This window comes from Streptococcus sp. 27098_8_73 (assembly GCF_041432495.1).
Lineage (GTDB): Bacteria > Bacillota > Bacilli > Lactobacillales > Streptococcaceae > Streptococcus.
On sequence record NZ_JAPVZT010000006.1, the window covers coordinates 111344 to 136707 of the forward strand.

Here is a 25364-nt window from a genome sequence, read left to right on the forward strand (position 1 = left end):
CAGCTATCGAAAAGGGCTACATTTTAGCGAAAAGTAAAAAGCAGATTCCCTGGGTGAGAACCTACTGTTTACAGATCATCTAAGCCCCAAATCCAACTCAAAGAGGCCGTACTCATGCTTGTCCCCTTGCAATTCTGCCGCATAATGGCGCGTGATGGTATTTTGGTGAATCAGGGCTCCAATAGCTGAAGCCTGTCGCTTCTGTGCTTCTTTAAAAATCGGATAGGCCAAGGCAGAGCCCAAGCCCAAGAATTGTTCATCTACTCCTAGATACATAATCGTATAACGTTTGGGAAAACGCTTGGTCCAAAAAAGCTTGGCTAGGTTAAAAGGGGTCAGCCTTTGATAGACCAGAGAGCCATAGTCTGGCATGGCAATCAGAAAACCTGCTAGCTTGCTCTCCTTATAGGCCAGCTTAACCATTGAAAAATCAAGAATATACTGGTATTTTTGAAAAATCTGACTGAACTGCTGACTGGAAATTGATCGATAAATCGGAAAATCTTGATAGAGGCGATTGAGGAGCTCAAAAACCTGCAGCGAAGCTTGATCCCAGTCCTTCTTTTTGGGAGAGCAAATAGTGAATCCCGCTTTTTCAAAAGACTCAAAACGATGAGCCAGCTTATCCTGATGAGTTTGATTGCTGACCTTGGGATAAAAATTGGACAGATAGCGCTCCTTGAGCTCAAAACCAGCAGCCTGCCACAGCTGGGGATAATAGGCTGGATTATGAGGTTCCCCAGTAAAAGGGAGCTCCTCTGTTCCAGTCAGCTGCATTCGATAGCCCAGCCAAAAACTTGCCTGTACGGGACCGATAATCCTGCTAGCTCCGAGACTGCGGGCAAATCCAGCTAAATGCTCGATAAAAACAGATGCAATCTGGTGATCATGGATCGACTCGAAAAATCCCAAGTAAGCAGCCTCATCATCTGAATAAAAGGTCAGAAGGCTGCGAATACAAGGCAGACTGTCCACATACCCAATAAAAGCATAGGTTTCTAAGTCAGAACTCAGCGGGTGACTGCCCTCAATCAAAGCCAGCTCTTCCTCCTCCGACTGCATGAGGTGGTCTGGCCGGTAAATCTTCTTAGGCAGGGCCAGAAAATCGTCCATCTCTGCAGTATTGGGTTTAACTGGTTTAATTTCCAGCATGGTCTTCCTCCTTGATTAGTCGAATCTTGCCAGTAAGGCCATCCATCTCAATCCAATCACCGTTTTGCAGCTGGCTGCAGGCGCCTCTGACATTGACAATGGAAGGAATACCCAACTCGCGGGAAATAATGGCCGTGTGCGAGAGCAAAGACCCCTGCTCGGCAATGACACCCTTGGCTTGGGTCAGAAGATAAACCCAGCCCGGATCGGTCATCTTGGTCACGATAATCCGGTCCTGAGCAGACTCAATCTCCTGCACATCTTCCACGACCAAAACCTGAGCCTTAACGCAGCCAGGTGAGCAGCCAATCCCTTGTAAAGCTTGATTGCTCGTATTATGACTGCTGGTGCGGTTTTGCGGTTTCAGATATTTCTCAAAGACCTGTCCAGCAAAAACATAGCGACTAAAGGTTGGCAGCTCCTTATCAGCCTCTAACTTCTCCCGACGCTCGGCTATCAAGCCACTAACATCTCTGGGCTTTCTGGTCAGCTCAAACAATTCTTCCTTTGTCAGGTAAAAAATATCATCTGTTGCACCCAGTAGACCTTGCTCGGCTAATTGCTGGCCCAATGTTCTGAAAATCTGCCGCATCATGCCATAGATTCGTGTTCGGTTTAAGCGAGAACTTTCCCGATATTTAACACCAGTCATGGCTCGCTTGCGAAGAAAATTCGTCCACCAGCCTGATTTTTGCTCAGCTTCTTCAAATTTCCGAGGAGCCAGCTTCTTCTCCTCTTGCTGGCACATTTGCAACAGGAGCTTGAGCAGACGCTCTGGGTGCGTTCGAAATGTTGGAGTTTCTAACTTCAACTCTTCCGGAGCTCGATCACCAAATTCATGGATAAAATGGACTATTTCTTGGACCAAAGGGTGCTGGCGACTTAGAAAGACTGCTGGACTTTCACTTGCCATGGCCTGTCTAATCGCTGCATTTTCTTCTGCTTTCAGCTGAGCTGTTAAAGCCTGCAGAGCCAAAGCCGGCCGCATACTTTCAATCTGCTCAATTCCTGCAATCTCAGCCTGAACAGCACCGCCACGACGCGACTTCTTCAGGAGTCCAGTATAGACAAAAGCATAGAGGTCATTGACCAGCGTAATGTCCCAGTGAGCCAGAATATCCTCTTTCAGCTTGCTGACCAAGCCAATCAAAGTCTCTGCATCTGCGTTGGGAGAAAAGCTCGCTTCGTATTCTAGCTGAATCTGGGCAAACTGCTCTTCCAATTGCCGCATTTGCTTGGGTGCTGTCCAAAACTCTCGGATGATTCGAAGCATGATTTGCAGGCGTTTGAAAGTAGACAGGTGTACCGGCATCTGAGGCACCTCCGTCTCTCGCACTCCCAGCATATCCTGCCAGATAGGAATGATTTTCTTTGAAAAAGGCAGAAGCTGCAAGAGCTGATACCAACTTTGAATCTGGTAATATACTTGGCTGTTGACTAGCTGCAACATATTTTGAAAAGTAGCTTCATAGGCAGCCAACTCAGGGGCATCCTTACCAACCAAGCGTTGAGCCAGACTTCGGAAAATGCTGGCATAAGCCTCTTGGATAAAACTAATGGTCAGAGGACTGGAAACGCCCGGATAGCTCTCGACAATATTGCTGTTATCCAGAATAATCTGCTGTCCCTCTGGCAAGGTAGTAATAGGTCGTGCTTGCAAAAGATAGAGCTGGCCATTGGCGAAGGTAAACTCCATATCCATATAAGGTCCGAAAAGCTGACTTACCTGACTAGCCAAGGCTTGTAAGTCCTCGAGTTGTTCCTGTGATACGTCTGGTGAGTCCTCCGTCTGCTCTGTATAAAAGAGCTGGTCCTTAGGATGGAGCGTCACCATTGTTGTAGGAATCTTATCCTCGACAACCTTGTTGCCCAAGCCTCGACCGATGACAATGATGTGCTCGTTCAGAATGCCCTTGGGATTAGCTGTGAAGTAAATCCCAGACAAGTCTCCCTCCTGCATGACCTGAACAAGGCAAATCATCTGTGCCTGCTTCAAGGATAATCCCTGCTTAAATAAATAACTAAGAGCCGACTCCTGATAAAGAGAAAGCAAGGTCACTTGGATGGCTTCTTTAAGTCCTTCTGGCTTCACATTGAGCCGGCTCTCAAACTGACCGGCAAAGGATGAAGCCTTCCCATCCTCAATGGTTGCTGATGAGCGAACTGCAAAGCGACAGTCTTTCTGAGAAAACTCCTGATGAATCCAGCTTTCTGCCGCTGTCAGATCTTCTTGACCAAACTGCTCTCTGGCCCAGTCCTGCAGCTGCTGACTGAGCTGGGACAAGTCCAACTCTCCAGATCGATAGGCTGCTTCCATCCGCTCCAAGTCAGCAGAACTGGCAGATTTTTGAAAAAAGTCAAAAGCAAACACTGCAAAGTCAGGAATCGGCAATCCAGCAGCCTGCATTTTCAGCAAATGATAGGCCTTGCCTCCGACCTGGTCAAGCCCTGTCTGCTTGATTCTTTTCATCAAAGCACCCCCATCAAGAGATAAACAGCAACGGACAGAACCATGGTCGTCTCCGTGATATAAGTATAGCGCTCCACCCGCTCCCGGATATTAAAGCGAGTCGGATCCTTGATAAACTGCTCAAACTGGACGGTCATCCAGATGACATTCAGCACCAAGACTACCACTCCGACATGGGAAATATTCCAGAGGAGAGCGAAATTGGTCAAGATATCCAGCAGAGTCACCACCTCGATAAAGCGAGTGGCTTTTTTGTAGCCAAAAAGCATAGAATAGGTCACATACTCAGTCTCGTCTTTTGGTGCCCGAATCTTGCGACAGACTTCCCATATCAGACTTGGGAAATACATGGTAAAGGCCAGCAAGACAGTCGGCAAGGACAAGAGAGGCAGATTGTACTTGTAGCAGACAAAGGAGATAGTATAGAGATTCAAAATCATCATGACCGGATTATGGGTTACTAGAGCCAGTGGCAGAGAATTTTGAATCTTGTCACGCTTGAAGAACCAGAAGGACATGAGAGTTCCGTAGATATAGAGAAAGAGGAACCAGCCGATATTGTTCATAAAGAGAACATTGAGAAGTACAGACACAGCTACGATAAAGCTGAGGGCAACAGCCAAGTCCTTCTTTTTCACTCGTCCAGATGGCAATGCCCGATGAGGAAAGAGCCGTCTATCGGTCTCGTAGTCCTTGAAATCATCTGCGATCCGCAGAATCATCAGAAAGACAAAAATCGTAAAAATTCCGATCAACTCCTGATGGTCAAAGTGAAAGGTGGTCACTCCGTCATTGAGCAGGAGAACAAAATAAATCTCAAAAAACATGATGGCAGCCACAAAAAAGCGCGGCAGCAAAGGGAACATTTCCTTATAATAAACAGCTAATCGTTTAAACATAGCTTTTCTCCAATCTTTTCCCCCATTTGAATTTGGGTTTCTATTCCGAGGTCTGAGTAAGTCAGAATATCCTGATCCAAGCGAATCGTGTCTGCTGGATAGAGGACAAGAATGGTTGAGCCACCCAGACCAAAGCAACCCTTCTCCTGTCCCCTAACCAAATGGTCCTGACTGTGATTGTATATTCTTCCGACCAAGAGAGCTCCTACTTCCATCTGCAGGACAGGACCCAGGTCGGTATCTAAAAGACAGTATTCTCTTTTATTTTCCTTGTAAATCAAGCGCCGCTTCTGGGCTACCTGTCTGACCGTATGCAGGCGCCCCTTGATTTTTCGTCTTTGGATAATTCTTCCGGATTCAGTAGCCAAATAGCGGTGCAGGTCTTCCACTCCCAAGCGATAGACTAGCGCTGTTCCACTACTGAACTTCTGAGCTAATTCTTTATCCAACAGTAAGTCAGCTAGCCTGTATGTCTGACCCTTTATCGTCAGCCGCAAGTCCTGACTGATGGTAAAAGCCTCTAGCTTGGCATCCGCCACTGCCAGTACTTGACTGTCAGGACAGACTGGACGCAGACCAGGTTTGATTTTCCGCTGAAAGAAAGCCGCGAAGCTAGAATAGGGGCCATCTTCATAGTCAGCCAGATCCAGCTGATAATTTTCTACAAAAGCTGCTATTTTCTTGCGAGAAAAAGGAGTGTAGTCTTTCAAAGTCAGAAGATAAGACAGGCTAGGTCGGGTCAAGATAGGCAATAGGAATCGACCCCAGGCAGTACCATAAAGCTTGTCTAACAGACCCGCCTTGTATTCAATCGGTTCCAGTACTTGGCCAGTCTTTCTTTGATAGACCTTAACCATGCGGGAGAACCCCCAGACCAATCAGACTTGCAACTGCTAAAATCGCAAAGACCAGATAGGCCAGTTTATTTGGCTTGGGAATTCGGCAGTTGTAGACAAATAGGAAGGTCAGCAAAAGAGACAAGGCCAGCCACGCCCAAGCAAAGAAACCAGGCGCCAGCCATTGACATACCAGATAGGTCAGAGGTAAAAAGAGGGCGCTGTAAGTCACGGGCAAGCCGATAAAATAAGCGCCCGATCCTTCATCATGCTTGGCCAAGCGGTTAAAATGCGCCAAGCGCGTGACCGCAGCCAAGACATAGAGGACAGCCAAGATGATATTGGCCGCTCCCAGGGGTAGCTGGGTCATGAGGAGCACAGCCGGAAGAGCCGCAAAGCTAATCATGTCGCAGAGCGAATCAATCTCAATGCCGAAGCGCTTCTGACTTTCAGTCCGCTTCATCCGTCGAGCCACCACACCGTCAAAGAGGTCACAGATACCGCTAACGATAAAGGCCATCATGGCTAGCCGCAGCTGGGACTGAATGATGGCATAGACTGCCAAAAGTGCAAAAGCAGCGCCCATATAGGTTAGGATTACAGATTTGTCGTATTCACCGATAAACAAAGGTTCATTCTTCTTCATGAATTCTTATTTCTCCTCTTCTTCCATCTAAAGTTACAAGCATGCCAGTTTCTAGCAGCTGAGTTGCATTCTTGGCGCAGACCAGAGCTGGAATCCCGCATTCCCGAGCGACAATGGAGGCATGGCAGAGAACTCCACCGTACTCTGTCACTAGACCGCCTAGAATACCGAAAACATAGCTCCAACCCGTATCTGTATAGCGAGTGACAAGAATTTCTCCCGGCTCAATCGTCTCAATATCAGCCAAATCCAAGAGGACTCGAACCCTACCTGTCACCTGACCACTGCTGGCTGGCATTCCCGTAAGAAGCGCTTGACTATCATGGGCTACTTCTTCCAAGCTCATCTCTTTGTCGGTCAAATCACCTACTGGCTCAAAATTTCGATAGGCCTGGCAATAATGCTGATTATCAGCAGCCTCTTCTTGAAGCTGGTCGGCAGTCTTTTGCCCTTTCATAAAGGCAGTCAGGCTTTCTTTCTTAATGTAAAAAATATCTTGAGAAACTTTCAGAAAGCCTCGCTTTTCATAGGCTCGGCCGAGTTTAAGGCTAATCTGGCGAATGAGGTGGTAATAGCGCGTGGAAATATCCTTGAACTCCTCTCGCCACCAGAGCAATTTCCGCAAGTCTTGACTGATTTTTTCTATCTTTTTCTGCTTGGCTCGAGATAGATGGGCAAGATTCAGTTCAGACTCTGAGACAGGACTGAGCGAGGCTTTGGCCGCTTGGTAATACGCTGAATCAGCAACCAACTGCTGGACTGCTGTCAGGACCTGATGAGCATCTTCTTCGTAACTCGCTACTCGCAAGTCCAGCTCCCGAGCCGAGTGGTAGCCAAAGTCCTTTTGAAAATCCTGAATCTTGATAAAATCTGCTCGCTCAGGATATTGTGCTGCCAGTCGCTGCAACTCTTCCACCGATAACTTCAGCCAGTCGTCTATCAGCTTCTCGTCTGCCAAAATAAGATCCGCAGCTTCCAGCATTCGAGCTAAAGGCTTGGTATGCGAAACATTTCCTAATTTAGCTATCAGTTGGAAAAATTCATCAACCGTCAGGCATTTGAGCAGACTGGTCTTTTTCATGGACAGCTGGACCGTATTGATGTAGGCCTGCCAGAAATATGTTCCCTCACTGTCTAAATAAGCCCGATTTAGCACTAACTGCCAAAGACTCTCGACCTGCTGTAGCGGGCTTTGGTCGTTCAGTTCTCGTATTTCTTGATTCAGGCGGGTAAATTGCTGGCGCAGCTCCTGAAGCTTCTGTGGTGCCTGATGCAGAAAATTCTTAGTTACTTTTTGAGTTTTCAAAGCTACGCGCAGGAAATTCAAGAGCAAGGCTGGACTTAATTTACTGGTAAAACCTTGACCTTGGTAGTCTTTATTAACTCCCAGCTCATCATCAAAGTCTCGCTCAATATAACCCGGAATCTGCTCCATACCTTGCTTGACCACGCCTAAGTTCCAGAAGGGTCGGGCATAATGCAGGCGCATCAGCGGCGGCATCACTCCTTCAGGCTCTAAGCCAATTGCCAGCAAAAAACTGGAGAGTGCCTCTTGCCAAGAATGGCGGTAAAGGCTCCACATCAGATTTGGACAGGACAGGGCTGGGCCGCCACGCCACCATCCCGAAAATTCGCCGTCGTCCAGCGGCCACTGTCGATTTTAGTTGGTACTGTCGTGATGGGCCGAGCCTGCAGCAAATAGACTTGCTCTTGGACAGCACACCACTCAATATCCATCGGCCGACCAAAATACGCCACAATCTGCAAAACCTGGGCATGCAGCTTCTGCAAGACTGCCAGAGAGATTTCAGCCTTTTCAAACTGGAGCCAGTCTGGCTTGTACCAAGGAAGAGTCAGCTGCTCAGGATTAACTTGGCCACTAACCAAGCTCTCAGCCGAGCCTTTTACATACTCAAGCAGCATGGTCTGGTCCTGATTAGTCGCCACATCAAGGGAAAAGCAGACGCCGCTGAAGTCAGGCTCAATCTGCTCCTGAATCAGCACTGCCATGGCACAATTCTGCTCCGCCAGACCCTGACGCTGCCAGTAGGCCAAGGCTTCTGGATTAAAAAGAGAAAGCAGACAGGAACGAATGCCCTGCTCAATTTCTGACAGTGTCCGGCAGTCACCAATCGAGTCATATTGACCAGCAAATGACATGGTCTGTCCGTCTTCTAAGATGGCACTGCTGCGAACGATATAAGCTTGATTTTTCTGACAAAAAGCTGCTAACTCCTGTAGCCAAGCTGGCTCCAAGGGATAATGCTGCAAACGCTCGGCAATTTCCTCCTTGCCCAGTTTGATTAACTCTTCAAGTCCCTCTTTTGAATATTCTGGCAGAGCCGCTCTTAGCCAAGCCATTACTTGATCCGCAGGCAAAATCAAACCCTTAGGAACCGAAAGCCCCAGCTGACAGAGGTTGATTAACTGATTGATTTTACCGCCATAGTCGGTCGAAGGCTCTTTTTCCAGCCATAGTTCTTTCATCAAAAACTCCCATCTCACATACGATTTTTTCTAAGCTTAGCCCAGTAGAGCAAACGATTGACTCCTAGATGCGTGCCCGCCCCTAGGATTAGAATGCCCAGCATCTGCTGCCAAGACAGAGGGATATAGAAAAGCAAGAAAATGATACAGCCAATCAAGGAATCAATCTGGTCGATCCAGATAAAGATCCATTTCCAGCCATTCTCCGCCGTCTTGCCCTCTCTGATTTCCAAACGGCGCTTGATGAAGCTATTGGGCAACTCAAACAAAACATAGGCCAGCCCCAAAAGAGCCCCAAACACTAGATTAAAGAGCACGGTATTTTCGTAGAAGGCATAGACCAAGTGCAGCTTCTCTAGGGGAGGAATACTCTTCAAAAGCAAGCCCCAGACAATCTGCGCCAAAGCTCCCCAGACAATCATGCCAAAGAAACCTTTCCAGGTCTTGTTGTCTCCAAAAAGCCTCTTCCCATCCTTTAACATCAACCCAGCATCCATTGGTCGGTATGCCGCCTCTAGCAGTGAAGACTTGCAAAAGATCATATTGAGAACCCCAGCCAGAATGACCGGCATCAGGGTGATATATAAAGCAAGAATCGAGCGCATACTTATTTCCTATTCTTTTTATGAAAATCAGTTTGAAAAAAAATCAAGAGACTCCTCAAACTTATATATATCATTATACCATAAGTCGTAAAGCCCCTTTTCCAATAAGCCCTACACATCTGTCGCATCTGACAAGGAGCAACCCATGTCTGCCATTCCGATTTATCAACTTCAAATCCGTCATATATTAGAATAATGTATCTTTTAAACCACACAAAAAGCCTCATAAGAACTTCTAAGGAAACCAGCATCTGGTCTATTAAAAGTTACTTATGAAGCCTATAAATATCAGTTTTCTCTAGAAAAGAAACAAACTATTTTTGCTTGGTCTTAAACCACTAACCTTCAAAAGGCGCGCAATTCTTTCATCGATTTTTAGTGTCTAGCAGAATGGTCACTGGGCCATCATTTACCAATTCCACCTGCATATCTGCTCCGAACACGCCAGTCTTGACTGGCACTTGCTCAGCTAACAGCTGGTTAAACTTGTCATAAAAGAGACTAGCCATGTCCGGCTTGGCTGCACCTGTAAAGGCTGGCCGATTTCCCTTTTTGGTATCTGCATGGAGGGTGAATTGGGAAATGGAAAGAATCTCCCCTCCGATATCTTGAACAGAAAGATTCATCTTATCTTCCGCATCGGAAAAAATCCGCATATTGACAATCTTCCTGACCGCGTAGTCCATATCTTCCTGACTATCATCAGGCCCGACACCTACCAAAAGCAGGAGACCTTGTTCAATGCTGCTATGCAGCTGCTGGTCAATACTAACCTGAGCACGTTTGACACGCTGAATGACAATTTTCATATCTTTTCCTTCATTTCTGACTACTATCTACTCTGACAGGCTCGCACTTAGCCATTGGTTCGTTTGACCGAATACACCTCTGGCACACTCTTGATCTTATCCACCACCGTCGTCAGCATGGACAGGTTGGCAATGCCAAAAGAAACATGGATATTAGCAAATTTCATATCCTTAGTTGGCTGGGCATTAACCGTTGAGATGTTTTTGGTGGTATTAGACAGCACCTGCAACACATCGTTAAGGAGGCCAGACCGATTGAGACCATAAATGTCAATGTGGGCTATATACTCTTTGGTCGAATTATTTTCTTCCCATTCCACATCAAGCAAGCGCTGCTCGTAATTTTCCTGAGCCTTGAGATTCATACAATCTTGCCGATGAATAGCTACGCCGCGTCCTTTGGTAATGTAACCAACAATATCGTCACCAGGCACAGGATTACAGCACTTAGCAATCCGAATGAGGAGACCAGACGCTCCCTGAATGACCACACCGCCTTCGTGCTTGACCTTAAGGGTGTCTTTTTTATTTTCAACCTTAACTTCACCACCCTTGACCAATTCCTCTGCTTCTGCTCTAGCCTTGGCTCGCTCTTCCTCACGGCGCTCTTTTTCTGTCAGACGGTTGAAAATGCTAATGGCACCGATCTCACCGAAACCAATTGCCGCAAAAAGCGCTTCTTCGGTCTTATAGCTGGTCTTTTGTAGCACATCTTCCATGTGCTTCTTGTCCATGTACTTATTCGCTACATAACCATTCTCCTGAAATTGAGCCTGCAAGAGCTCCCGTCCTTTAGAGATAGACAGCTCCTTGTCTTGATTTTTAAAGAACTGACGGATTTTATTTCTGGCCTTGCTGGTCTTGACGATATTGAGCCAGTCGCGGCTTGGTCCAAAGGAGTTAGCATTGGTGATGATTTCCACCTGATCCCCAGTCTTCAGCTTGGTATTGAGCGGCACCATGCGGCCATTAACCTTGGCTCCTGTCGCCTTCTCCCCAACCTTAGTATGGATCTCATAGGCAAAATCAATGGGTCCTGAGTCCTTAGGCAAAGAACGCACTGCTCCATCCGGTGTGAAGACATAAATTTCCTCAGCCAGGTAGCTCTCCTTAACCGAATCAACAAATTCCTTGGCATCACCAGACTGGTTCTGCAACTCCATCAGTTCCTTGATCCAATTCATCCCGATGGCAGATTCCTTGCTGTCAACCTGACCCTTCATTCCTTTTTTATAGGCCCAGTGAGCAGCAACCCCGTATTCTGCCACTTCGTGCATTTCCTTGGTTCGAATCTGGAACTCAATCGGACCTTTAGGACCATAAACGGTCGTATGGATAGACTGGTAACCGTTTGCCTTGCGATTAGCAATATAATCCTTGAAACGCCCCGGCATGGGTTTCCAAAGCTCATGGATGTAGCCCAGCATGGCATAGACATCACTGTGAGTGCTCAAAATGCAGCGAATGGCAATCAGATCATAGATCTCATCAAACCGCTTCTTCTTGTCCTGCATTTTGCGGTAGATGGAGTAAATATGCTTGGGACGACCATAAATCTTCCCATGCAGATTGCGCTCACCAGCGTAGGTTTCAATCTTGTGGACAACTTCCTCTACCAGAGCTTCCCGCTCTCGACGTTTCTCCTTCATCATGTGGGAGATTTTATAAAACTCCGTTGGATTGAGATAACGGAAAGACAAGTCTTCCAATTCCCATTTGACACTGGAAATCCCCAAACGATGAGCCAGAGGAGCATAGATTTCCATCGTTTCCTGCGAGATCCGCTCTTGTTTGTCTGGCCGTAAATGATTCAGAGTACGCATATTATGCAGACGGTCAGCCAACTTGACCAAGATCACTCGAAGGTCTTCTGACATGGCCATGAGCATCTTGCGATGATTTTCCGCCAACTGTTCTTCGTGAGACTTGTATTTGACTTTCCCAAGCTTGGTTACACCATCCACAATCACGCGCACATCATGGCCGAATTCCCGCTCCAGATCGTCCAAGGTCGCCGCCGTATCCTCTACGACATCATGCAAAAAACCACAGGCTACTGAAACAGCATCCAGCTTGAGCTTGGCTAAAATTCCCGCCACCTGAATCGGATGGACAATATAGGGCTCTCCCGACTTACGAGTTTGCCCACTATGACATTCCATCGCATAAATCAATGCTTTTTGAACAAAAGCCACATCCTCTGCAGCTAAATATTTTTTTGTTAGGGCTACAACCTGATTCCCCGTTAAATTTTCTTCTTTTGGCATGCATTCTCTCCGCTTTCTTGCCTACTATTTTAACATTTTTAAATCAATATGAAAACCAAGAGGACTAGAATATCAGGGAGGCGCTAGGATGGCACTAAAGTTTCAAACATCCAGCTTGCCTCCCTGTTGCTGAGCTCAGTATTAAAAACTTTCCCAGACCTTACAAATAGTCCCAGCCCCACGAGGTTGCTCGGCAATCCATGGCTATCGAGCAAGCAGTTGCAACCTCAAGGATCTCTTTCTAATAAAAAGCGAGGTCGAGACACTCTTGTCTCAACCTCCGTGATGAAAATGATGTACTTTCTCCATATGAGCTATATCTTTTAGAAACTCATAATAGGCATAGATGAGGTAACCAGCAGAGACCACACCCAAAATAGCTATTGATACTTCAAATAAGGTAGACAAAGACATGATAAACCTCCTCTCCTTATTTCAAACTGCGATGTGCAAAGCGACCATTAGCGGCTGTTTCGTTCCCGATTTTTTCCTTTCTAGCCTGCCTCTGGATTCACCTTCATTATACCAAATTTAAGAGAGGAAAACAATGGAAATCCCTTTATAAAAATACTTTTTCAGGTTTGATGAAGCAAATGATCTGCTTCAGTTGTCCATTTCTCCACCTACTCTTTAATCAAAAAAGTTAGGATTACTTTCCTAACTTTCTTTTTTATCAAGGAACTCTCAGATCAGTCAGTTCGTTCTTAAAAAGGGAGCTCTTCTTCTTCCAGTACCAAATCTGCTAGGTTTGCTCCAGTATTATTCTCACGGAGTGCTCTCTGGGCTCGGCTTTCTAAAAGCTGAAAACCACTGCAAAGAACTTCTGTCACATAATGAGTGGTTCCATCCTTTTCATAGCGGCGGCTCCGCAATTCTCCATCCAGAGAAATCAAACTCCCCTTACTAGCGTAACTTGCCAAGGTTTCAGCCAAGCGCCCCCAGACAACCAGATTTACAAAATCCGCCTCACGCTCCCCATTTTGGCTCTTATACTGGCGATTCACAGCCACTGTCGCACGCGCGACCGACTTGTCATTTGCTGTCTTGTGTAGCTCTGGTGTAGCCGTCAACCGGCCAATGATGATGACTTTATTATACATATTCTTTCCTCCTATCTATTTATTCGCGAGAAAAGACAAAAAAATCGTGAAAATCACGATTTCCTTTAGTAAGTCTTAAGACTGCCAGTGTTTAGCTGGGTCAAAGGCCGTTCCGACCGTTTCACTATCCGCCAATTCAATGATACCACGTTTTTGCGGCGCATTTGGCAACTGGAGCTCCCGCGGACTGCACATCATACCAAAACTCTTTTCGCCACGAAGTTCTCCTGGAAAGATGAGATTGCCCTTCGGCATCATAGCACCAGGCAAGGCCACAATCGTCTTGAGGCCGACACGTGCATTCGGAGCACCAGCCACGATTTGAACTGTCTTGTCGGCTGCCACCTGCACCTGACAAATATTGAGGTGGTCACTGTCAGGGTGGGCTATCATCTCAAGGATTTCCCCCACAACAAACTTAGGATCACGGTCGTTAACCAGCTCAGCTTGGAAGCCTTCTTTGGTCAATTCTTGGTTGAGAGTCGCAACTTGCTCATCCGTCAGCTGAACTTGTCCGCGCTCTGCAATTTCAAAAAGATTTGACAGTTCAAAAATATTCCAAGCTACTGTCTGTCCATTATCTTCGCGGTAAACACGCGCTACATTTCCTTTGCGCTCAGCGCTTAGCTTAGCTCCCTGATCATCAGCAGCAATGACCATGAGAACATCTCCGACATGCTCTTTGTTGTATGTAAAAATCATTTCTTCCTCCAAAAATACTTTTAAAACTTCTTATAAACTCGCTAAAAAATCATTGATTTGACTCTTGGTCTTGCGGTCGCGATTGACATAGCGACCAATCTCTCGTCCATCTTCCACAACAACCAGACTAGGAATCCCATAAACATCCCATTTTTGAGCTACAGCCATATACTGATCCCGATCCACCTCGACAAAGGTAAAGTCAGGATTTTCAGCTTCTATCTCTGGCAGAAAAGGCTTGATAAAGCGACAGTCTCCGCACCAATCTGCTGTGAAAAAGAAGACAGTCTTCCCCTTATGATCCACATAAGAAGCCAGCTCCTCCATACTTTGCGGCCGAATCATCACTCTTCCTCGTAGGTCAACTGACCATTCTCATAGACGAAGGTGAAATGACGGTCGTCTTCTAGGACAACCCCTCCAACTGTACGGCTGTCAGTTGATTCATAAAGTTCCACATAAACCGTTGCAATCGGTCCTCGGCTGGAAAAAAATTCCCGCACGATTTGAACAATTTCTTCTCTATTGCGCAGCCTTTTTTGCTCCTGCACAAGCTTGGCAGCTCCAAAGGCCACGGCTCCTGCCCCCAAAAGAGCTGTTGTGGTTAAAATGATTTTTTTAGCTTTCATGTAGAATATTTTAACACAAAAGCGCAGAGGCGACAAACAATATTACAGATTTCTAAGCTTCTTTTAGTTCATCCTGTTATTCCCTCTAAAAAAGTGATAAAATAGAGGCAGAAAGAAGGTAAATTTATGTCTGACTTATTTTCAAAAATCAAGGAAGTGACCGAGCTTTCAGCAATCTCTGGTCACGAGGCACCTGTCCGCAGCTATCTGCGAGAAAAAATCACTCCTCACGTTGATGAGGTTGTTACCGACGGTCTAGGCGGCATCTTTGGGGTTCGGCATTCCCAAGCTGAAAATGCTCCCCGAGTTCTGGTTGCGGCTCACATGGACGAGGTTGGCTTCATGGTCAGCGAGATCAAGCCCGACGGGACTTTCCGTGTAGTGGAAATCGGTGGCTGGAATCCGTTGGTCGTGAGCAGTCAACGCTTCAAACTCTTCACCCGTCAAGGTCGGGAAATCCCTGTCATCTCAGGCTCTGTCCCTCCTCATCTGACACGCGGTGCTGGAGGACCAGTCATGCCACAGATTGCGGACATTGTCTTTGACGGCGGCTTTGCGGACAAGGCAGAAGCTGAAAGCTACGGCATCCGGCCAGGAGACACCATCGTGCCAGACAGCTCTGCTATTCTCACAGCTAACGGTAAAAATGTCATCTCTAAAGCCTGGGACAACCGCTACGGCGTCCTTATGGTCAGCGAATTGGCTCAAGCCTTGTCTGGTCAAGAACTAGGAAACCAACTCTATGTCGGCGCCAATGTTCAAGAAGAGGTTGGCCTGCGTGGTGCCCATGCTTCTACGACAAAATTTGCCCCTGAGGTCTTCCTAGCTGTGGACTGCTCCCCAGCAGGTGACATCTATGGCGGCCAAGGAGCCATCGGTGATGGAACGCTGATTCGTTTCTTTGATCCGGGTCATCTCATGCTGCCAGCTATGAAAGACTTCCTCTTGACAACCGCAGAAGAAGCTGGCATCAAGTATCAATACTACTGCGGCAAGGGCGGAACGGATGCTGGCGCTGCCCATCTCCAAAGCGGTGGCGTACCATCTACCACCATTGGTGTCTGCGCCCGCTACATTCATTCCCACCAAACTCTCTATGCCATGGACGATTTCCTGCAAGCCCAAGCCTTCCTGCAAGCTCTGGTCAAAAAGCTGGATCGCGCAACAGTGGACACGATTACCAACTACTAATTTCGAAAAGCAGCCCGTTCTTCATTCGGGCTGCTATCTATTTTATCTAATATACTTTCTTTTAATTTTCCAATTTGAAGAAAATTTTGTTATAATGCTTAGCAGAGGTGAAACTATACATGAAAAAAATTGCTTTTGATTCAGAGAAATACTTAAACCTGCAGCGCGACCATATCTTGGAGCGCATTAATCAATTTGAGGGCAAATTGTACATGGAATTCGGCGGTAAAATGCTGGAAGACTTCCATGCTGCCCGCGTCCTGCCAGGCTATGAGCCGGACAATAAAATCAGACTGCTCAAAGAGCTCAAGGACCAAGTGGAAATTGTCATTGCTATCAATGCTAATAATATCGAGCACTCAAAGGCACGTGGCGATTTGGGTATTTCCTATGACCAAGAAGTTCTGCGCCTGATCGATACCTTTAATGAGCTGGATATTTATGTAGGATCAGTGGTCATTACCCAGTATTCTGGCCAGCCAGCAGCCGACCTCTTCCGAGCTCAGCTAGAAAAGAACGGGATTGATTCCTACATCCACTACCCAATCAAGGGCTACCCGACCGACATGGACCATATCATCTCACCTGAAGGAATGGGCAAGAACGACTATATTAAGACCAGTCGAAATCTGGTCGTAGTGACTGCGCCTGGTCCTGGTTCTGGTAAGCTAGCTACTTGCTTGTCCAATATGTACCACGACCAAATCAATGGCATCAAATCAGGCTACGCCAAGTTTGAAACCTTCCCCGTTTGGAATCTGCCCCTGCACCATCCGGTCAATCTAGCTTATGAGGCAGCGACGGCAGACCTCGACGACGTCAACATGATTGACCCTTTCCACCTGCAAACCTACGGCGAAACCACTGTCAACTACAACCGTGATATCGAAATTTTCCCAGTCCTTAAGCGTATGCTGGAGCGCATCCTAGGCAAATCACCTTATGCTTCTCCAACAGACATGGGCGTCAACATGGTCGGCTTTGCCATTGTAGATAATGATGCGGCTATCGATGCTTCTCAACAGGAAATCATCCGTCGCTACTACCAAACTATTCTGGACTTCAAGGCAGAGCGGGTCTCTGAATCTGCTATCAAGAAAATCGAACTCTTGATGAATGACTTGGGCATCACACCGCTGGATCGTAAAGTAACCGTTGCTGCGCGTGCCAAGGCTGAAAGCACTGGCGAACCAGCTCTGGCTTTGGAATTGCCAAACGGCGAAATCGTAACCGGTAAGACCTCTGAGCTCTTTGGCCCTACGGCTGCTGTATTGATTAATGCCATTAAGAAGTTAGCCAACATTGCCAAAGAAACCAAGCTGATTGAGCCCGAGTACGTTAAACCAATCCAAGGTCTGAAAATCAATCATTTGGGCAGCCGCAATCCGCGCCTTCACTCAAATGAAATTTTGATGGCTCTGGCGATCACAGCCATGGAAAATCAAGACGCTGCACAAGCCATGCAAGAGCTTGGAAATCTCAAGGGCAGCGAAGCTCATTCAACCGTAATGCTGACAGATGAAGACAAAAATGTTCTGCGCAAACTAGGCATCCATGTAACTATGGATCCTGTTCATCAGTATGATCGACTTTATAGAAAATAAAAACAAGCTCTGTTAAAAGCTTGTTGAGAAAGCTGGCCCTGCCAGCTTTTTTTGTTAATAGCGCTTGGATAGGAGAAAACGCAAGAGATAGTAAAGTCCCAAAACTAGGATAATGGTCAAGGTCAGAAACTGATTGAGATTTAAAATGATAGGAAAAATCATAGACAGAAGGCTCAGCCCTGCTGCCAGCAGCAAAAGGATATCAAACAGCAGGGTGCGAGTCTTTTCGTCAATCATCCGATTACGCTCATCCGTCACCTGAATGTAGAGCCTATTAAAAGCTTCCTCCCGTTTCAAGGCAAGGTTATAACGTAGAACCATCAAGGAAAGCCCTAGAAGCAGACCAACCATGACCCCTTCCTGCTGATCATCCAAAGAATGAAAGTGGCTCCAGGCCAGTCCCAGCCAGAGGGCTAGAATTAGGATGCGACCGATGATCACTTTCTTTTGTAGTTTTTTCCGAAATTCTTGTTTAGTTATTATTTCCATATCAGCCTCCTATTTTTCATACGGTTGGGAAATTTTCAAGATCACCACAATCAAGATAACTCCCACAAAAGGCAGAATTTCCTTAGGGATAAGATTGGCTTGCAAATGGAGATAAGATAAGCCAACCACCACCAAAATAGCCAATAGCCATTTAGACAAATAAGTCCATTTCATGATTCATCCTCCTCAAAGAGAAACACTTCCTCAATCCTTAAATTGAAAAAGGATGCAATTTTATGAGCCAAAAGGAGCGAAGCATTGTAGCGGCCCTTTTCCAAAGAAATAATCGTTTGTCTCGTAACCTCTAGCTTCTCAGCCAGCTCCTCCTGGCTGAGCTTTTTTCTTTTTCGTAATTCTTGAATTCGATTTTCCAAGGTTGCCTCCTTTTGTCACGTAAAACAAGCTTTACTTTTCAGATATAGTATAGTCTCCTTTACATCTTTTGTCAAGAAGAAAGCGGCAAAAAAAGGGCTGGGACAAAAGTCCTAGCCTCTCAATTGTCTTTGGATCGTCGAGCAAGACGCAGTGGTTGAGTGGGCTCTATTACGCTGATTTCATCAGCTTTTACAGCCCTACTCAACTGTGCGGAGGTGGGACGACGAAATCGAATTCTAACGAATTACCGATTTCTGTCCCACTCTCTTTTATCATCTTTATTGACTTCCTTTGTTATTTGCTTTTTAAAGCCACAGTCAACTCGACACAAGCTCCTCCTTGGTCTGGATTGAGCAGGGTCAGACGACCACTGTGCAAGAGAGCGACCTGCTTAGAAAAGGCTAGGCCGATACCATGATGGGGGTTAGCTGAATTACGGCTTTGGTCACTCTGATAAAAGAGCTGTTCCGCTCCCAGCAGCATCTCCTCTGAAAATGCAGGGCCGTTGTTCCAGATAGCAAAAACCAACTGGTCCTGCTGCACTGATACCGTCAGCTTCACTTCCTTTTGGTTCTGGTCAGCATGTTCAAGCGCATTTAATAAGATATTGAGTAAAGCCCGCTTAAGATAGTCTAAATGAATCGACAAAATCAGACTAAGATCGCAATCTTCTTGGAGATAAAAACGATAGCTTTCCTGTTTGCTGAACAGTGCCCAGTCGTCCTGTAGATCAGCCAAAAAGTCCCCTAAGGAAAGCTGACTGAACTGATTAGAATCAATCTGAAAAGTCTTAGCGTAATCAATCAAAGAGCCACAATACTCTTCCATCTTGTGACTAGCCTGCAAAATCTCAGCAGCATAGTCTGCCTGTGGATGGCTCAACTGCGCCAACTCCAAGAGCTCGGCATTCCCCTTAATCACAGTTAGGGGCGTCTTCAAATCGTGCGATGTCGCTGATAGCTGTAAAATCAACTCCTGATTATGCTGCTGCTCTCTTTCTAGAAGACGAGCATTTTCTTGATGGCTGCTCCGTAAATCGCTATAAACTTCGAGCATTTCCTCGATCCGAAAAAGCTGGCTTTGATTTTCTTCTAAAAGCTTCTTGCTCGTTAGCATTTTTATTTCCCTGTCGATTTTTCGGAGCAATTTCAAAATATGATAAAAAGTAATCAGCAGCAAGCTCCCTGCCCAAAAGAACAAGATGAAAAGGGCATAATCGCTGCCTTGCGTAAATTCATAGCCGATAAGCACAAAAATCAAAACATGGAAAAAGACGATTTTTAGACTGGTTGTCCAGACTAGGCTTTTGAAATTTCGGGTTCTAATTGCCATCTATAGCCTACTCCTCTCACTGTTGCGATTGCTTGCAGCCCTTCTTGTTTGCATTTTTGGCGAATCTGATATACGTATTCTGAGATGGAGCGAAGCTGTGTTTCTGAGCTTTCTGGATAAAGCAAGGTATGCAGGCGTTCAGCTGAAAAGGTCTGCTTGGGATTGCTAGCTAGTAAATGCAGCAACTTAAACTCTCGCTCTGAAAATTTCAAGACTTTACCAAAACAGGCAACTTCATAGCGCTCTGGATAAAATTGACAAGAAGCAATTTCAGAATATCGCTCCTCCCGTCTTTCCTCCCGCCGAAGATGAGCCCTGACACGCGCCAGCAATTCTTTGGTTCCAAAAGGCTTGACAATATAGTCATCTGCTCCACGAAAGAGCCCTTCCACTTTGTCCGCCTCCAACTCCTTGGCCGTCAGAAAGATGATTGGACACGAAAGATGAGGACGAATATAGGAACACAGCTCAAAACCATTAACAGGCTCCATCATCACATCCAGTAGAATCAAGTCATATCCGACAAAATGCGTCAGCTCTAGCTCTTCTATCCGATCAAGCGTCGTCACATCATAAGCATCGAGCTCTAGGACACTTTTCACTAGCTTCAAAATGCTCCGGTCGTCATCAACCACTAAAATACGATACTGTCTCATAATTTCCATTATAGCATACCTCTAGCGAACATCTCGTTTCAAGCTTAAGAATATAGCAGAGCTCCAAACCAAAGCTAACCATAACAGCTGTATTCCCAGCCCTGATAGATCTATTGAATGCTGAAGTCCTTCATACTCAAAAAGATTTAGGGTAGCCAGATCGGGCAGGTATTTTGCTTCTTTGATAAAAGTTGCCAATAAACGGCTGAGACCAATCAGGAGAGGAAAGAGCACCGACACCGGCACAATCCAAGATTGAAAGAGCAAAGCGAGGCCAGCAGTTAAAAAAGCCAGAAAAAGATTGCTGAGAAGACCAAAAGAACTGTAATAAAGGAATTTCCCCAGCAAGGACCAGCTAAAGTCTAGGTCAAATCGAGCCAGCATAACAAAGAAACAGCTACTTATAATGACACTATAGAGAACCAAGAGCAGCAAGAACAGAAAAAGGATTTTCCCAGCCAACCAAGCCCTTCTATTTGATACGGTTAGAAAATTCGTTCGCATCCCAGACTTGACAAACTCCTGGGCAAAATAGAGGGAAGTAAAGATGACGATGACAGGCTGTGCCAGATAGAGGGCATGCAAAGCCTCACTCAGAGCCTTTGTCTGGCCAACTGCTGTTTGACTGTAGTCAAGATTCATCAGAAAAAATGGAACAGCTACCAGAGCCACCAAGGCTGCACCAAGAGCGAGATAGTAAGAACGGAACTTAATCCATTCGCTTCTAAGTAGAGCTTTTATCATCAGTATCGCCCTCCTAAATCCGTCTTCAAAAAGCGCAGAGAGGTCATACCGCCGATGACTAGTAACCATGCACCAAGTATCAACAGCCCTTGCAAGGGATTGTTGGCATATTGGGAAGTTGGCGTTGCCGCAAACAATTCTCCTGCTGGCTGTGGCAAATAAGCCCCCCAACTCGTGTGAGCTGCCAGGTAGTTTCCCAGATTATAGACCTGTGGCACAAGAAAAAGCAGAGGAACCAGCATGGTCCGAGCCAATAAACCTAACAAAAATGAAAGGATTCCCAATAAGGTTAGAGATAAGGTTTTCCACAAAATCAAACTCCAAGCTGCCTGATTGAGCAGAATTGGATCAAGCCCCTCCTTTCCTAAAGCCAGGTGCATGACCATATAACTAAAGTAAATCGATAAAAAGCTACTGGCAAGAGAAAAGCAAACAAAGGTCATGAGTTTCCCCACAAGCAACTTCAGGCGGTTATTACAGGATAAAAGACTGGTTCTCAAGCTATGAGACTGAAATTCCATAGCCCCCAAAATTCCAGCTAAGATGACCAAAACCATGCCTGCCATAGAAGCCCCATTGAGGCCTAGATATTCCAGCGGGTCAATGGCTTCTGCCAGGCCGGGAACCGTCTCAGGCGTGGCATCCAAGCCGACAGATAAATACTGTCGACCCTCCAGCCAAGATACGGCAGGCACCAATAGCAGCATGAAGGCCATACTCACTTTGAAAGCCTTGGTTGAGCGAATTTTCAACCATTCTGAATGCAATAAGGACATCGTTTCTTTCATTTTAAACCTCCTCTGTCAAATCAAAGAAGAGATCTTCTAGACTGTCTGAATCTTGCAGCACCTCTTCCAATCGTCCCTGCTCAATAATTCGCCCATGATGAATCAAGACGACATCATCTGTCACCATTTGCACCTCTGACAGGATATGAGAGGATAGAAGTACCGTTTTCCCTAAGTCAGCCTGCTGACGGATAAAATTTCTAAACCACTTGATCCCACTTGGATCTAGTCCATTAGTCGGCTCATCTAATATAAGAAACTGAGGATCACCCAGCAAAGCTGCTGCCAAACCCAGCCGCTGACTTTCCCCTAGAGACAGGCTTGACAAGAGGTCCTTCCTCTTATGAGCGATTCCAGTCATCTCCAAAACCTCATCGATCCGAGACTTGGGAATAGCATTACTCGCCGCAATAATCCTCAAGTGGTCATAGACCTTTCGATTTGGCAGACCGCCAATGCCGTCAAAGGCTGCGCCTACCGTTCTGAGCGGATAGGTCATTGACTGATAGGTTTGCCCATCAAAAGTCGCAGTCCCAGACGTCGCCCGATCTAACCCCAAGAGAATCCTCAAGGTCGAGCTTTTCCCTGCACCATTTGGACCCAGAAAAGCTGTAATCCGACCGCTTCTAGCTGCAAAAGAAATATCTTCTAAAATCTGCTTGCTGCCATGCTTTTTGCAGACTCCTTCTATTTTCACCATATGTTCCATACTGAACTCCTTTTGTTTTTTCTTTAGTATACAGGGGCAAGTTCAGAGAAAGTTCAGACAATAAAAAAACTTGCCTTGCGACAAGTTTCTTTTCTCATTTTTCAACCGCATCCCAGAGTTGGCGGATGCTTTTTTTCTGCACGGGATCGACAAAGTGTGGGGTGATTTCCACCAGAGATTGCAAGACAAAAGCCCGCTCAGCCACATAAGGATGAGGAACAATCAAATCTGGACTGTATATCTCCTCCTGCCCTATGTAAAGGATATCCAGATCAATCACACGCGGTCCCCATTTGATTTCCCGCACGCGCCCTAGTTCCGCTTCGATGCCCAAGAGCGTCTGCATCAGCTCCTCAGGATTGAGCCAGGTTTCAACTTCAACAACTTGATTGAGAAACGGATCCTGCTCAACCCCACCCCAAGGCTCCGTCTCGATACGACTTGATGCCTGCAAAACTCTTATATTTTGCTCTGCCATTTTTTCCAGAGCAGCATCCAGATTGGCAGTTGGGCTGCCTTGATTGCTGCCCAAAGCTATAAAGGCCTTCCGCTTTCGACGCACTAGCTTGACCGAGCAGGTCTCTAAAGGCAGCGGCACTGGTGCCCAAGGCTTCTTGACCTCCAAGCTGACCTTCTGTACTAAAGGGTGAGTCAGAAAAATCCGATCAATCAGCTTGTAAGCCAGCGTCTCAATCAAGTCTTCCTTGCTCTCCTGACACCAGTGGGTCAGATCCTGAGCCAATTCTCCATAGTGGATAGAAGCTGTCAGGTCGCCTGTTTTAGCCGCCCGAGTCATATCATAGTCCAAAATCAGATCCAGCACAAAACGCTGGCCCAATTCCTTCTCTGCTCCAAACAGACCGTGATAGGCATACACTTCCAAATCCTTAATGCGCAGCTGATCCATTCTCTTATCCTTTCTGATTCAAGTTTCTGCATTTCATCCTTAATAAAACTATCTCGCCCTTCCTGACATGCTCCACCACTGATAAGATCAATGTCCCATCAGTTTGTAAGCTTCATTTTTCAGATCCTTGTCCGTCGCTAAAACGCCGCGCGCTGCTGTTGTAACTGTTGCAGTGCCAGGCTTTCTGACTCCACGCATATTCATACACATATGCTCAGCTTCCACCCAGACCAGGGCCCCTTGAGCACCCAGATAGTCCATCAAGGCCTCAGCAATCTCTACGGTCAATCGCTCTTGAATCTGCGGTTTCTTGGCATAGACCTCTACCGTTCGAGCCAGCTTGGACAAGCCTGCTACCCGACCATTAGGTACATAGGCGATATGAACCTTCCCGTAAAATGGCAGGAAGTGGTGCTCACACATGGAATGAAAGAAAATATCCTTCTCCACTACCATATTATTGTCAATGATTTCAAAAGACTTAGCCAGATGCTCCTCAGCAGTCTCACCCAGCCCAGCAAAAATTTCCTGGTACATTTTAGCAATACGCTGTGGCGTCTCCTGCAAACCTTCGCGGCTTCCGTCTTCTCCAACCGCCTCAATAATCTGGGCAACAGCTGCTTCAATTTTCTTCGTGTCCATATTCACTCCTAGATTCTTTTTCTTTGTCAATAATATAGGCCCTGACCTGAGCCAGGAAATAAAGGGAGCCCGTAATCAGCAAGAGCTCATCGTCCCTATGCTCAGCTTTCAAATAAGCCTCTAAAAAGTCCTGCCAATCAGCATAGTTCAATCCCTGCTCGCAAGCCAGCTCCTCCATTTTTTCTTTGGAAAAGCTCCGTGGATCTGCAAAATTGGTCAAAATTAGCTGACTCTTAGGCACCTGCTTGAGCTGACCCACCATTTCCTCCAGAGACTTAGTCTGGATACAGCTGAAAAGGATTTTCTTATCCAAGTCTGGATAATGCTGGCTTAAGGTCCTCGTCAATCTCTCCATAGCGTGAGGATTGTGGGCGCCATCAAGCAAGATGCGAGGCTGGTTCGAAATCTGCTCCATCCGACCCGGCCAACTGGTTACTAGTAAAGCCGCGCCAACTTGATCTTCTGTTAACAGCGGTAGCTGCCTGCTCTGACAATAGAGGTCACAGAGCTCAATCGCCAAGCCAGCATTATCTACCTGATGTCGTCCCAACAGAGGCGTCAGATAAGGCGCCACCTCCCGATGAGCATTGGAAAAGCTAAAATGCTCTCCTGAGTCAGTCCCGCCCAAGCTCTGAACTTGATAAGACTGCCCATAAACATAGTGAGGCGCTTGCTTTTGATGAGCCTTGTCCTCGATGACCACCAGAGCTTCTGGCTCAAGCCGTCCAGTCACCAAGGGCACATTTGGCTTGATAATCCCCGCCTTCTGCTCGGCAATTGCTGCCAGAGAATGCCCCAGCAGAGCCACATGATCTAAGCCAATGGTCGTAATAGCCGTCAAATCTGGGCGGCAGACATTAGTGCTATCCAAGAGGCCGCCCATACCGACCTCCATAATGGCCACATCAACCTCTTCCTGAGCCAAATAATCATAGGCCAAAGCCGTCATGATTTCAAACTCAGTCACTCCCTGCAAAACCTCATCATTCGCTTGCTCTTCAAAGAGAGCTCGATAAGTCTCTAGCAGGCGCGACAAATCTTGATTGGGAATAGACCGACCATTGATGGCGATTTGTTCATTGTAGCTGATCAGATAGGGGGAAGTAAAGGTTCCTACACGCAGACCTCGCATTTCCAATAGGTGACGCAGGTGGGCAATGGTTGAGCCCTTCCCGTTGGTCCCTCCTATATGAATCACTGACAGCTGCAAATGAGGATTTCCCCGCAGCGCCAGCATCCGCTCTATCCGCTCCAAGCCAAAATTAGGACTATCCGTCCGATAGGCTTCCAGCCAGCTTAAATCTGGCAATTCTTCTTTTATCATA

General features: G+C 46.5%; 26 protein-coding genes and 1 pseudogene. 2 read left to right on the plus strand and 25 right to left on the minus strand.

The features are described 5' to 3' along the window. Positions 1 to 75: 75 nt before the first annotated feature. From O3651_RS05760 to O3651_RS05825, 14 genes and pseudogenes are all read right to left on the minus strand, one after another. Entirely contained in the window at positions 76 to 1152 is a 1077-nt protein-coding gene (locus tag O3651_RS05760) for a hypothetical protein (RefSeq protein WP_371609855.1), read from the minus strand. Then, positions 1139 to 3622, minus strand: a complete 2484-nt coding sequence (locus O3651_RS05765) for a phosphoenolpyruvate synthase (RefSeq protein ID WP_371609856.1) — start codon at positions 3620 to 3622, stop codon at positions 1139 to 1141. The genes O3651_RS05760 and O3651_RS05765 overlap by 14 nt, the downstream gene beginning before the upstream one ends. Further along, positions 3622 to 4521: a UbiA family prenyltransferase gene (locus tag O3651_RS05770; protein WP_223368306.1), complete on the minus strand. Its 900-nt coding sequence runs from the start codon at positions 4519 to 4521 to the stop codon at positions 3622 to 3624. The genes O3651_RS05765 and O3651_RS05770 overlap by 1 nt, the downstream gene beginning before the upstream one ends. Beyond that, positions 4506 to 5378 carry a phosphatidylserine decarboxylase gene (locus tag O3651_RS05775; protein ID WP_371609857.1) on the minus strand — a complete coding sequence of 291 codons (873 nt, stop codon included), beginning with the start codon at positions 5376 to 5378 and terminating at the stop codon, positions 4506 to 4508. Before O3651_RS05775 ends, O3651_RS05770 begins: the two co-directional genes overlap by 16 nt. Beyond that, complete coding sequence (locus O3651_RS05780) at positions 5371 to 6003, minus strand: phosphatidylcholine/phosphatidylserine synthase (protein WP_371609858.1); 633 nt, start codon at positions 6001 to 6003, stop codon at positions 5371 to 5373. Before O3651_RS05780 ends, O3651_RS05775 begins: the two co-directional genes overlap by 8 nt. Then, positions 5990 to 8490 (minus strand): annotated as a pseudogene (locus O3651_RS05785) (PEP/pyruvate-binding domain-containing protein). The gene O3651_RS05780 and the pseudogene O3651_RS05785 overlap by 14 nt, the downstream one beginning before the upstream one ends. A gap of 14 nt (positions 8491 to 8504) precedes the next feature. Then, positions 8505 to 9095 carry a CDP-archaeol synthase gene (locus O3651_RS05790; RefSeq protein ID WP_371609859.1) on the minus strand — a complete coding sequence of 197 codons (591 nt, stop codon included), beginning with the start codon at positions 9093 to 9095 and terminating at the stop codon, positions 8505 to 8507. A 365-nt stretch (positions 9096 to 9460) separates the two neighbouring features. Further along, complete coding sequence (gene dtd / locus O3651_RS05795) at positions 9461 to 9904, minus strand: D-aminoacyl-tRNA deacylase (RefSeq protein ID WP_371609860.1); 444 nt, start codon at positions 9902 to 9904, stop codon at positions 9461 to 9463. A 47-nt stretch (positions 9905 to 9951) separates the two neighbouring features. Then, positions 9952 to 12171, minus strand: coding sequence for a bifunctional (p)ppGpp synthetase/guanosine-3',5'-bis(diphosphate) 3'-pyrophosphohydrolase (locus tag O3651_RS05800; RefSeq protein ID WP_371609861.1), 2220 nt, complete (start codon positions 12169 to 12171; stop codon positions 9952 to 9954). 273 nt (positions 12172 to 12444) lie between these two features. Continuing rightward, a complete protein-coding gene (locus O3651_RS05805; RefSeq protein ID WP_166492642.1) occupies positions 12445 to 12585 on the minus strand; it encodes a hypothetical protein in 141 nt (46 codons plus the stop codon). A gap of 290 nt (positions 12586 to 12875) precedes the next feature. Continuing rightward, complete coding sequence (locus O3651_RS05810; protein WP_371609862.1) at positions 12876 to 13271, minus strand: single-stranded DNA-binding protein; 396 nt, start codon at positions 13269 to 13271, stop codon at positions 12876 to 12878. A 75-nt stretch (positions 13272 to 13346) separates the two neighbouring features. Beyond that, entirely contained in the window at positions 13347 to 13973 is a 627-nt protein-coding gene (gene ytpR / locus O3651_RS05815) for a YtpR family tRNA-binding protein (RefSeq protein ID WP_371609863.1), read from the minus strand. 30 nt (positions 13974 to 14003) lie between these two features. Next, on the minus strand, positions 14004 to 14318 hold the full coding sequence (locus O3651_RS05820) for a thioredoxin family protein (protein WP_149556275.1): 315 nt from the start codon (positions 14316 to 14318) through the stop codon (positions 14004 to 14006). Further along, positions 14318 to 14602: a DUF4651 domain-containing protein gene (locus O3651_RS05825; protein WP_015604288.1), complete on the minus strand. Its 285-nt coding sequence runs from the start codon at positions 14600 to 14602 to the stop codon at positions 14318 to 14320. The genes O3651_RS05820 and O3651_RS05825 overlap by 1 nt, the downstream gene beginning before the upstream one ends. A 126-nt stretch (positions 14603 to 14728) precedes the next feature. Here O3651_RS05825 and pepA point away from each other — a divergent pair, with 126 nt between their 5' ends. After that, positions 14729 to 15793 carry a glutamyl aminopeptidase gene (pepA, locus tag O3651_RS05830; RefSeq protein WP_371609864.1) on the plus strand — a complete coding sequence of 355 codons (1065 nt, stop codon included), beginning with the start codon at positions 14729 to 14731 and terminating at the stop codon, positions 15791 to 15793. A gap of 119 nt (positions 15794 to 15912) precedes the next feature. Further along, positions 15913 to 17397: a DUF1846 domain-containing protein gene (locus O3651_RS05835; protein WP_371609865.1), complete on the plus strand. Its 1485-nt coding sequence runs from the start codon at positions 15913 to 15915 to the stop codon at positions 17395 to 17397. A gap of 54 nt (positions 17398 to 17451) precedes the next feature. Here the strand turns inward: O3651_RS05835 and O3651_RS05840 are convergent, their stop codons facing one another. From O3651_RS05840 to O3651_RS05890, 11 genes are all read right to left on the minus strand, one after another. Then, positions 17452 to 17886: a hypothetical protein gene (locus tag O3651_RS05840; RefSeq protein ID WP_371609866.1), complete on the minus strand. Its 435-nt coding sequence runs from the start codon at positions 17884 to 17886 to the stop codon at positions 17452 to 17454. A gap of 9 nt (positions 17887 to 17895) precedes the next feature. After that, entirely contained in the window at positions 17896 to 18060 is a 165-nt protein-coding gene (locus O3651_RS05845) for a hypothetical protein (protein ID WP_148878318.1), read from the minus strand. Then, positions 18057 to 18260: a helix-turn-helix transcriptional regulator gene (locus O3651_RS05850; RefSeq protein WP_002896748.1), complete on the minus strand. Its 204-nt coding sequence runs from the start codon at positions 18258 to 18260 to the stop codon at positions 18057 to 18059. Before O3651_RS05850 ends, O3651_RS05845 begins: the two co-directional genes overlap by 4 nt. 295 nt (positions 18261 to 18555) lie before the next feature. Continuing rightward, positions 18556 to 19593, minus strand: a complete 1038-nt coding sequence (locus tag O3651_RS05855; RefSeq protein WP_371609867.1) for a sensor histidine kinase — start codon at positions 19591 to 19593, stop codon at positions 18556 to 18558. Further along, the gene (locus tag O3651_RS05860; protein ID WP_371609868.1) at positions 19560 to 20258 is read right to left on the minus strand and encodes a response regulator transcription factor; all 699 of its coding nucleotides are present in this window, start codon (positions 20256 to 20258) and stop codon (positions 19560 to 19562) included. The genes O3651_RS05855 and O3651_RS05860 overlap by 34 nt, the downstream gene beginning before the upstream one ends. Before the next feature lie 12 nt (positions 20259 to 20270). After that, on the minus strand, positions 20271 to 20993 hold the full coding sequence (locus tag O3651_RS05865; RefSeq protein ID WP_371609869.1) for a lantibiotic ABC transporter permease: 723 nt from the start codon (positions 20991 to 20993) through the stop codon (positions 20271 to 20273). Continuing rightward, positions 20993 to 21781, minus strand: coding sequence for a lantibiotic ABC transporter permease (locus tag O3651_RS05870; RefSeq protein ID WP_371609870.1), 789 nt, complete (start codon positions 21779 to 21781; stop codon positions 20993 to 20995). Before O3651_RS05870 ends, O3651_RS05865 begins: the two co-directional genes overlap by 1 nt. A 1-nt stretch (position 21782) precedes the next feature. Beyond that, complete coding sequence (locus O3651_RS05875) at positions 21783 to 22490, minus strand: ABC transporter ATP-binding protein (RefSeq protein WP_371609871.1); 708 nt, start codon at positions 22488 to 22490, stop codon at positions 21783 to 21785. 94 nt (positions 22491 to 22584) lie between these two features. Continuing rightward, positions 22585 to 23397 carry a 2-amino-4-hydroxy-6-hydroxymethyldihydropteridine diphosphokinase gene (gene folK, locus O3651_RS05880; RefSeq protein WP_371609872.1) on the minus strand — a complete coding sequence of 271 codons (813 nt, stop codon included), beginning with the start codon at positions 23395 to 23397 and terminating at the stop codon, positions 22585 to 22587. Between the two features lie 87 nt (positions 23398 to 23484). Continuing rightward, complete coding sequence (folE, locus tag O3651_RS05885; RefSeq protein ID WP_002896758.1) at positions 23485 to 24039, minus strand: GTP cyclohydrolase I FolE; 555 nt, start codon at positions 24037 to 24039, stop codon at positions 23485 to 23487. After that, complete coding sequence (locus O3651_RS05890) at positions 24020 to 25363, minus strand: folylpolyglutamate synthase/dihydrofolate synthase family protein (protein ID WP_371609873.1); 1344 nt, start codon at positions 25361 to 25363, stop codon at positions 24020 to 24022. Before O3651_RS05890 ends, folE begins: the two co-directional genes overlap by 20 nt. Between the last annotated feature and the right edge of the window lies 1 nt (position 25364).

Bases quoted from the DNA above. Each gene is read 5' to 3' on its own strand.
- O3651_RS05760 (WP_371609855.1), bottom strand. From the start codon at position 1,152: ATGCTGGAAATTAAACCAGTTAAACCCAATACTGCAGAGATGGACGAT.
- O3651_RS05765 (WP_371609856.1), bottom strand. From the start codon at position 3,622: ATGAAAAGAATCAAGCAGACAGGGCTTGACCAGGTCGGAGGCAAGGCC.
- O3651_RS05770 (WP_223368306.1), bottom strand. From the start codon at position 4,521: ATGTTTAAACGATTAGCTGTTTATTATAAGGAAATGTTCCCTTTGCTG.
- O3651_RS05775 (WP_371609857.1), bottom strand. From the start codon at position 5,378: ATGGTTAAGGTCTATCAAAGAAAGACTGGCCAAGTACTGGAACCGATT.
- O3651_RS05780 (WP_371609858.1), bottom strand. From the start codon at position 6,003: ATGAAGAAGAATGAACCTTTGTTTATCGGTGAATACGACAAATCTGTA.
- O3651_RS05790 (WP_371609859.1), bottom strand. From the start codon at position 9,095: ATGCGCTCGATTCTTGCTTTATATATCACCCTGATGCCGGTCATTCTG.
- dtd (WP_371609860.1), bottom strand. From the start codon at position 9,904: ATGAAAATTGTCATTCAGCGTGTCAAACGTGCTCAGGTTAGTATTGAC.
- O3651_RS05800 (WP_371609861.1), bottom strand. From the start codon at position 12,171: ATGCCAAAAGAAGAAAATTTAACGGGGAATCAGGTTGTAGCCCTAACA.
- O3651_RS05805 (WP_166492642.1), bottom strand. From the start codon at position 12,585: ATGTCTTTGTCTACCTTATTTGAAGTATCAATAGCTATTTTGGGTGTG.
- O3651_RS05810 (WP_371609862.1), bottom strand. From the start codon at position 13,271: ATGTATAATAAAGTCATCATCATTGGCCGGTTGACGGCTACACCAGAG.
- ytpR (WP_371609863.1), bottom strand. From the start codon at position 13,973: ATGATTTTTACATACAACAAAGAGCATGTCGGAGATGTTCTCATGGTC.
- O3651_RS05820 (WP_149556275.1), bottom strand. From the start codon at position 14,318: ATGATTCGGCCGCAAAGTATGGAGGAGCTGGCTTCTTATGTGGATCAT.
- O3651_RS05825 (WP_015604288.1), bottom strand. From the start codon at position 14,602: ATGAAAGCTAAAAAAATCATTTTAACCACAACAGCTCTTTTGGGGGCA.
- pepA (WP_371609864.1), top strand. From the start codon at position 14,729: ATGTCTGACTTATTTTCAAAAATCAAGGAAGTGACCGAGCTTTCAGCA.
- O3651_RS05835 (WP_371609865.1), top strand. From the start codon at position 15,913: ATGAAAAAAATTGCTTTTGATTCAGAGAAATACTTAAACCTGCAGCGC.
- O3651_RS05840 (WP_371609866.1), bottom strand. From the start codon at position 17,886: ATGGAAATAATAACTAAACAAGAATTTCGGAAAAAACTACAAAAGAAA.
- O3651_RS05845 (WP_148878318.1), bottom strand. From the start codon at position 18,060: ATGAAATGGACTTATTTGTCTAAATGGCTATTGGCTATTTTGGTGGTG.
- O3651_RS05855 (WP_371609867.1), bottom strand. From the start codon at position 19,593: ATGGCAATTAGAACCCGAAATTTCAAAAGCCTAGTCTGGACAACCAGT.
- O3651_RS05860 (WP_371609868.1), bottom strand. From the start codon at position 20,258: ATGGAAATTATGAGACAGTATCGTATTTTAGTGGTTGATGACGACCGG.
- O3651_RS05865 (WP_371609869.1), bottom strand. From the start codon at position 20,993: ATGATAAAAGCTCTACTTAGAAGCGAATGGATTAAGTTCCGTTCTTAC.
- O3651_RS05870 (WP_371609870.1), bottom strand. From the start codon at position 21,781: ATGAAAGAAACGATGTCCTTATTGCATTCAGAATGGTTGAAAATTCGC.
- O3651_RS05875 (WP_371609871.1), bottom strand. From the start codon at position 22,490: ATGGAACATATGGTGAAAATAGAAGGAGTCTGCAAAAAGCATGGCAGC.
- folK (WP_371609872.1), bottom strand. From the start codon at position 23,397: ATGGATCAGCTGCGCATTAAGGATTTGGAAGTGTATGCCTATCACGGT.
- folE (WP_002896758.1), bottom strand. From the start codon at position 24,039: ATGGACACGAAGAAAATTGAAGCAGCTGTTGCCCAGATTATTGAGGCG.
- O3651_RS05890 (WP_371609873.1), bottom strand. From the start codon at position 25,363: ATGATAAAAGAAGAATTGCCAGATTTAAGCTGGCTGGAAGCCTATCGG.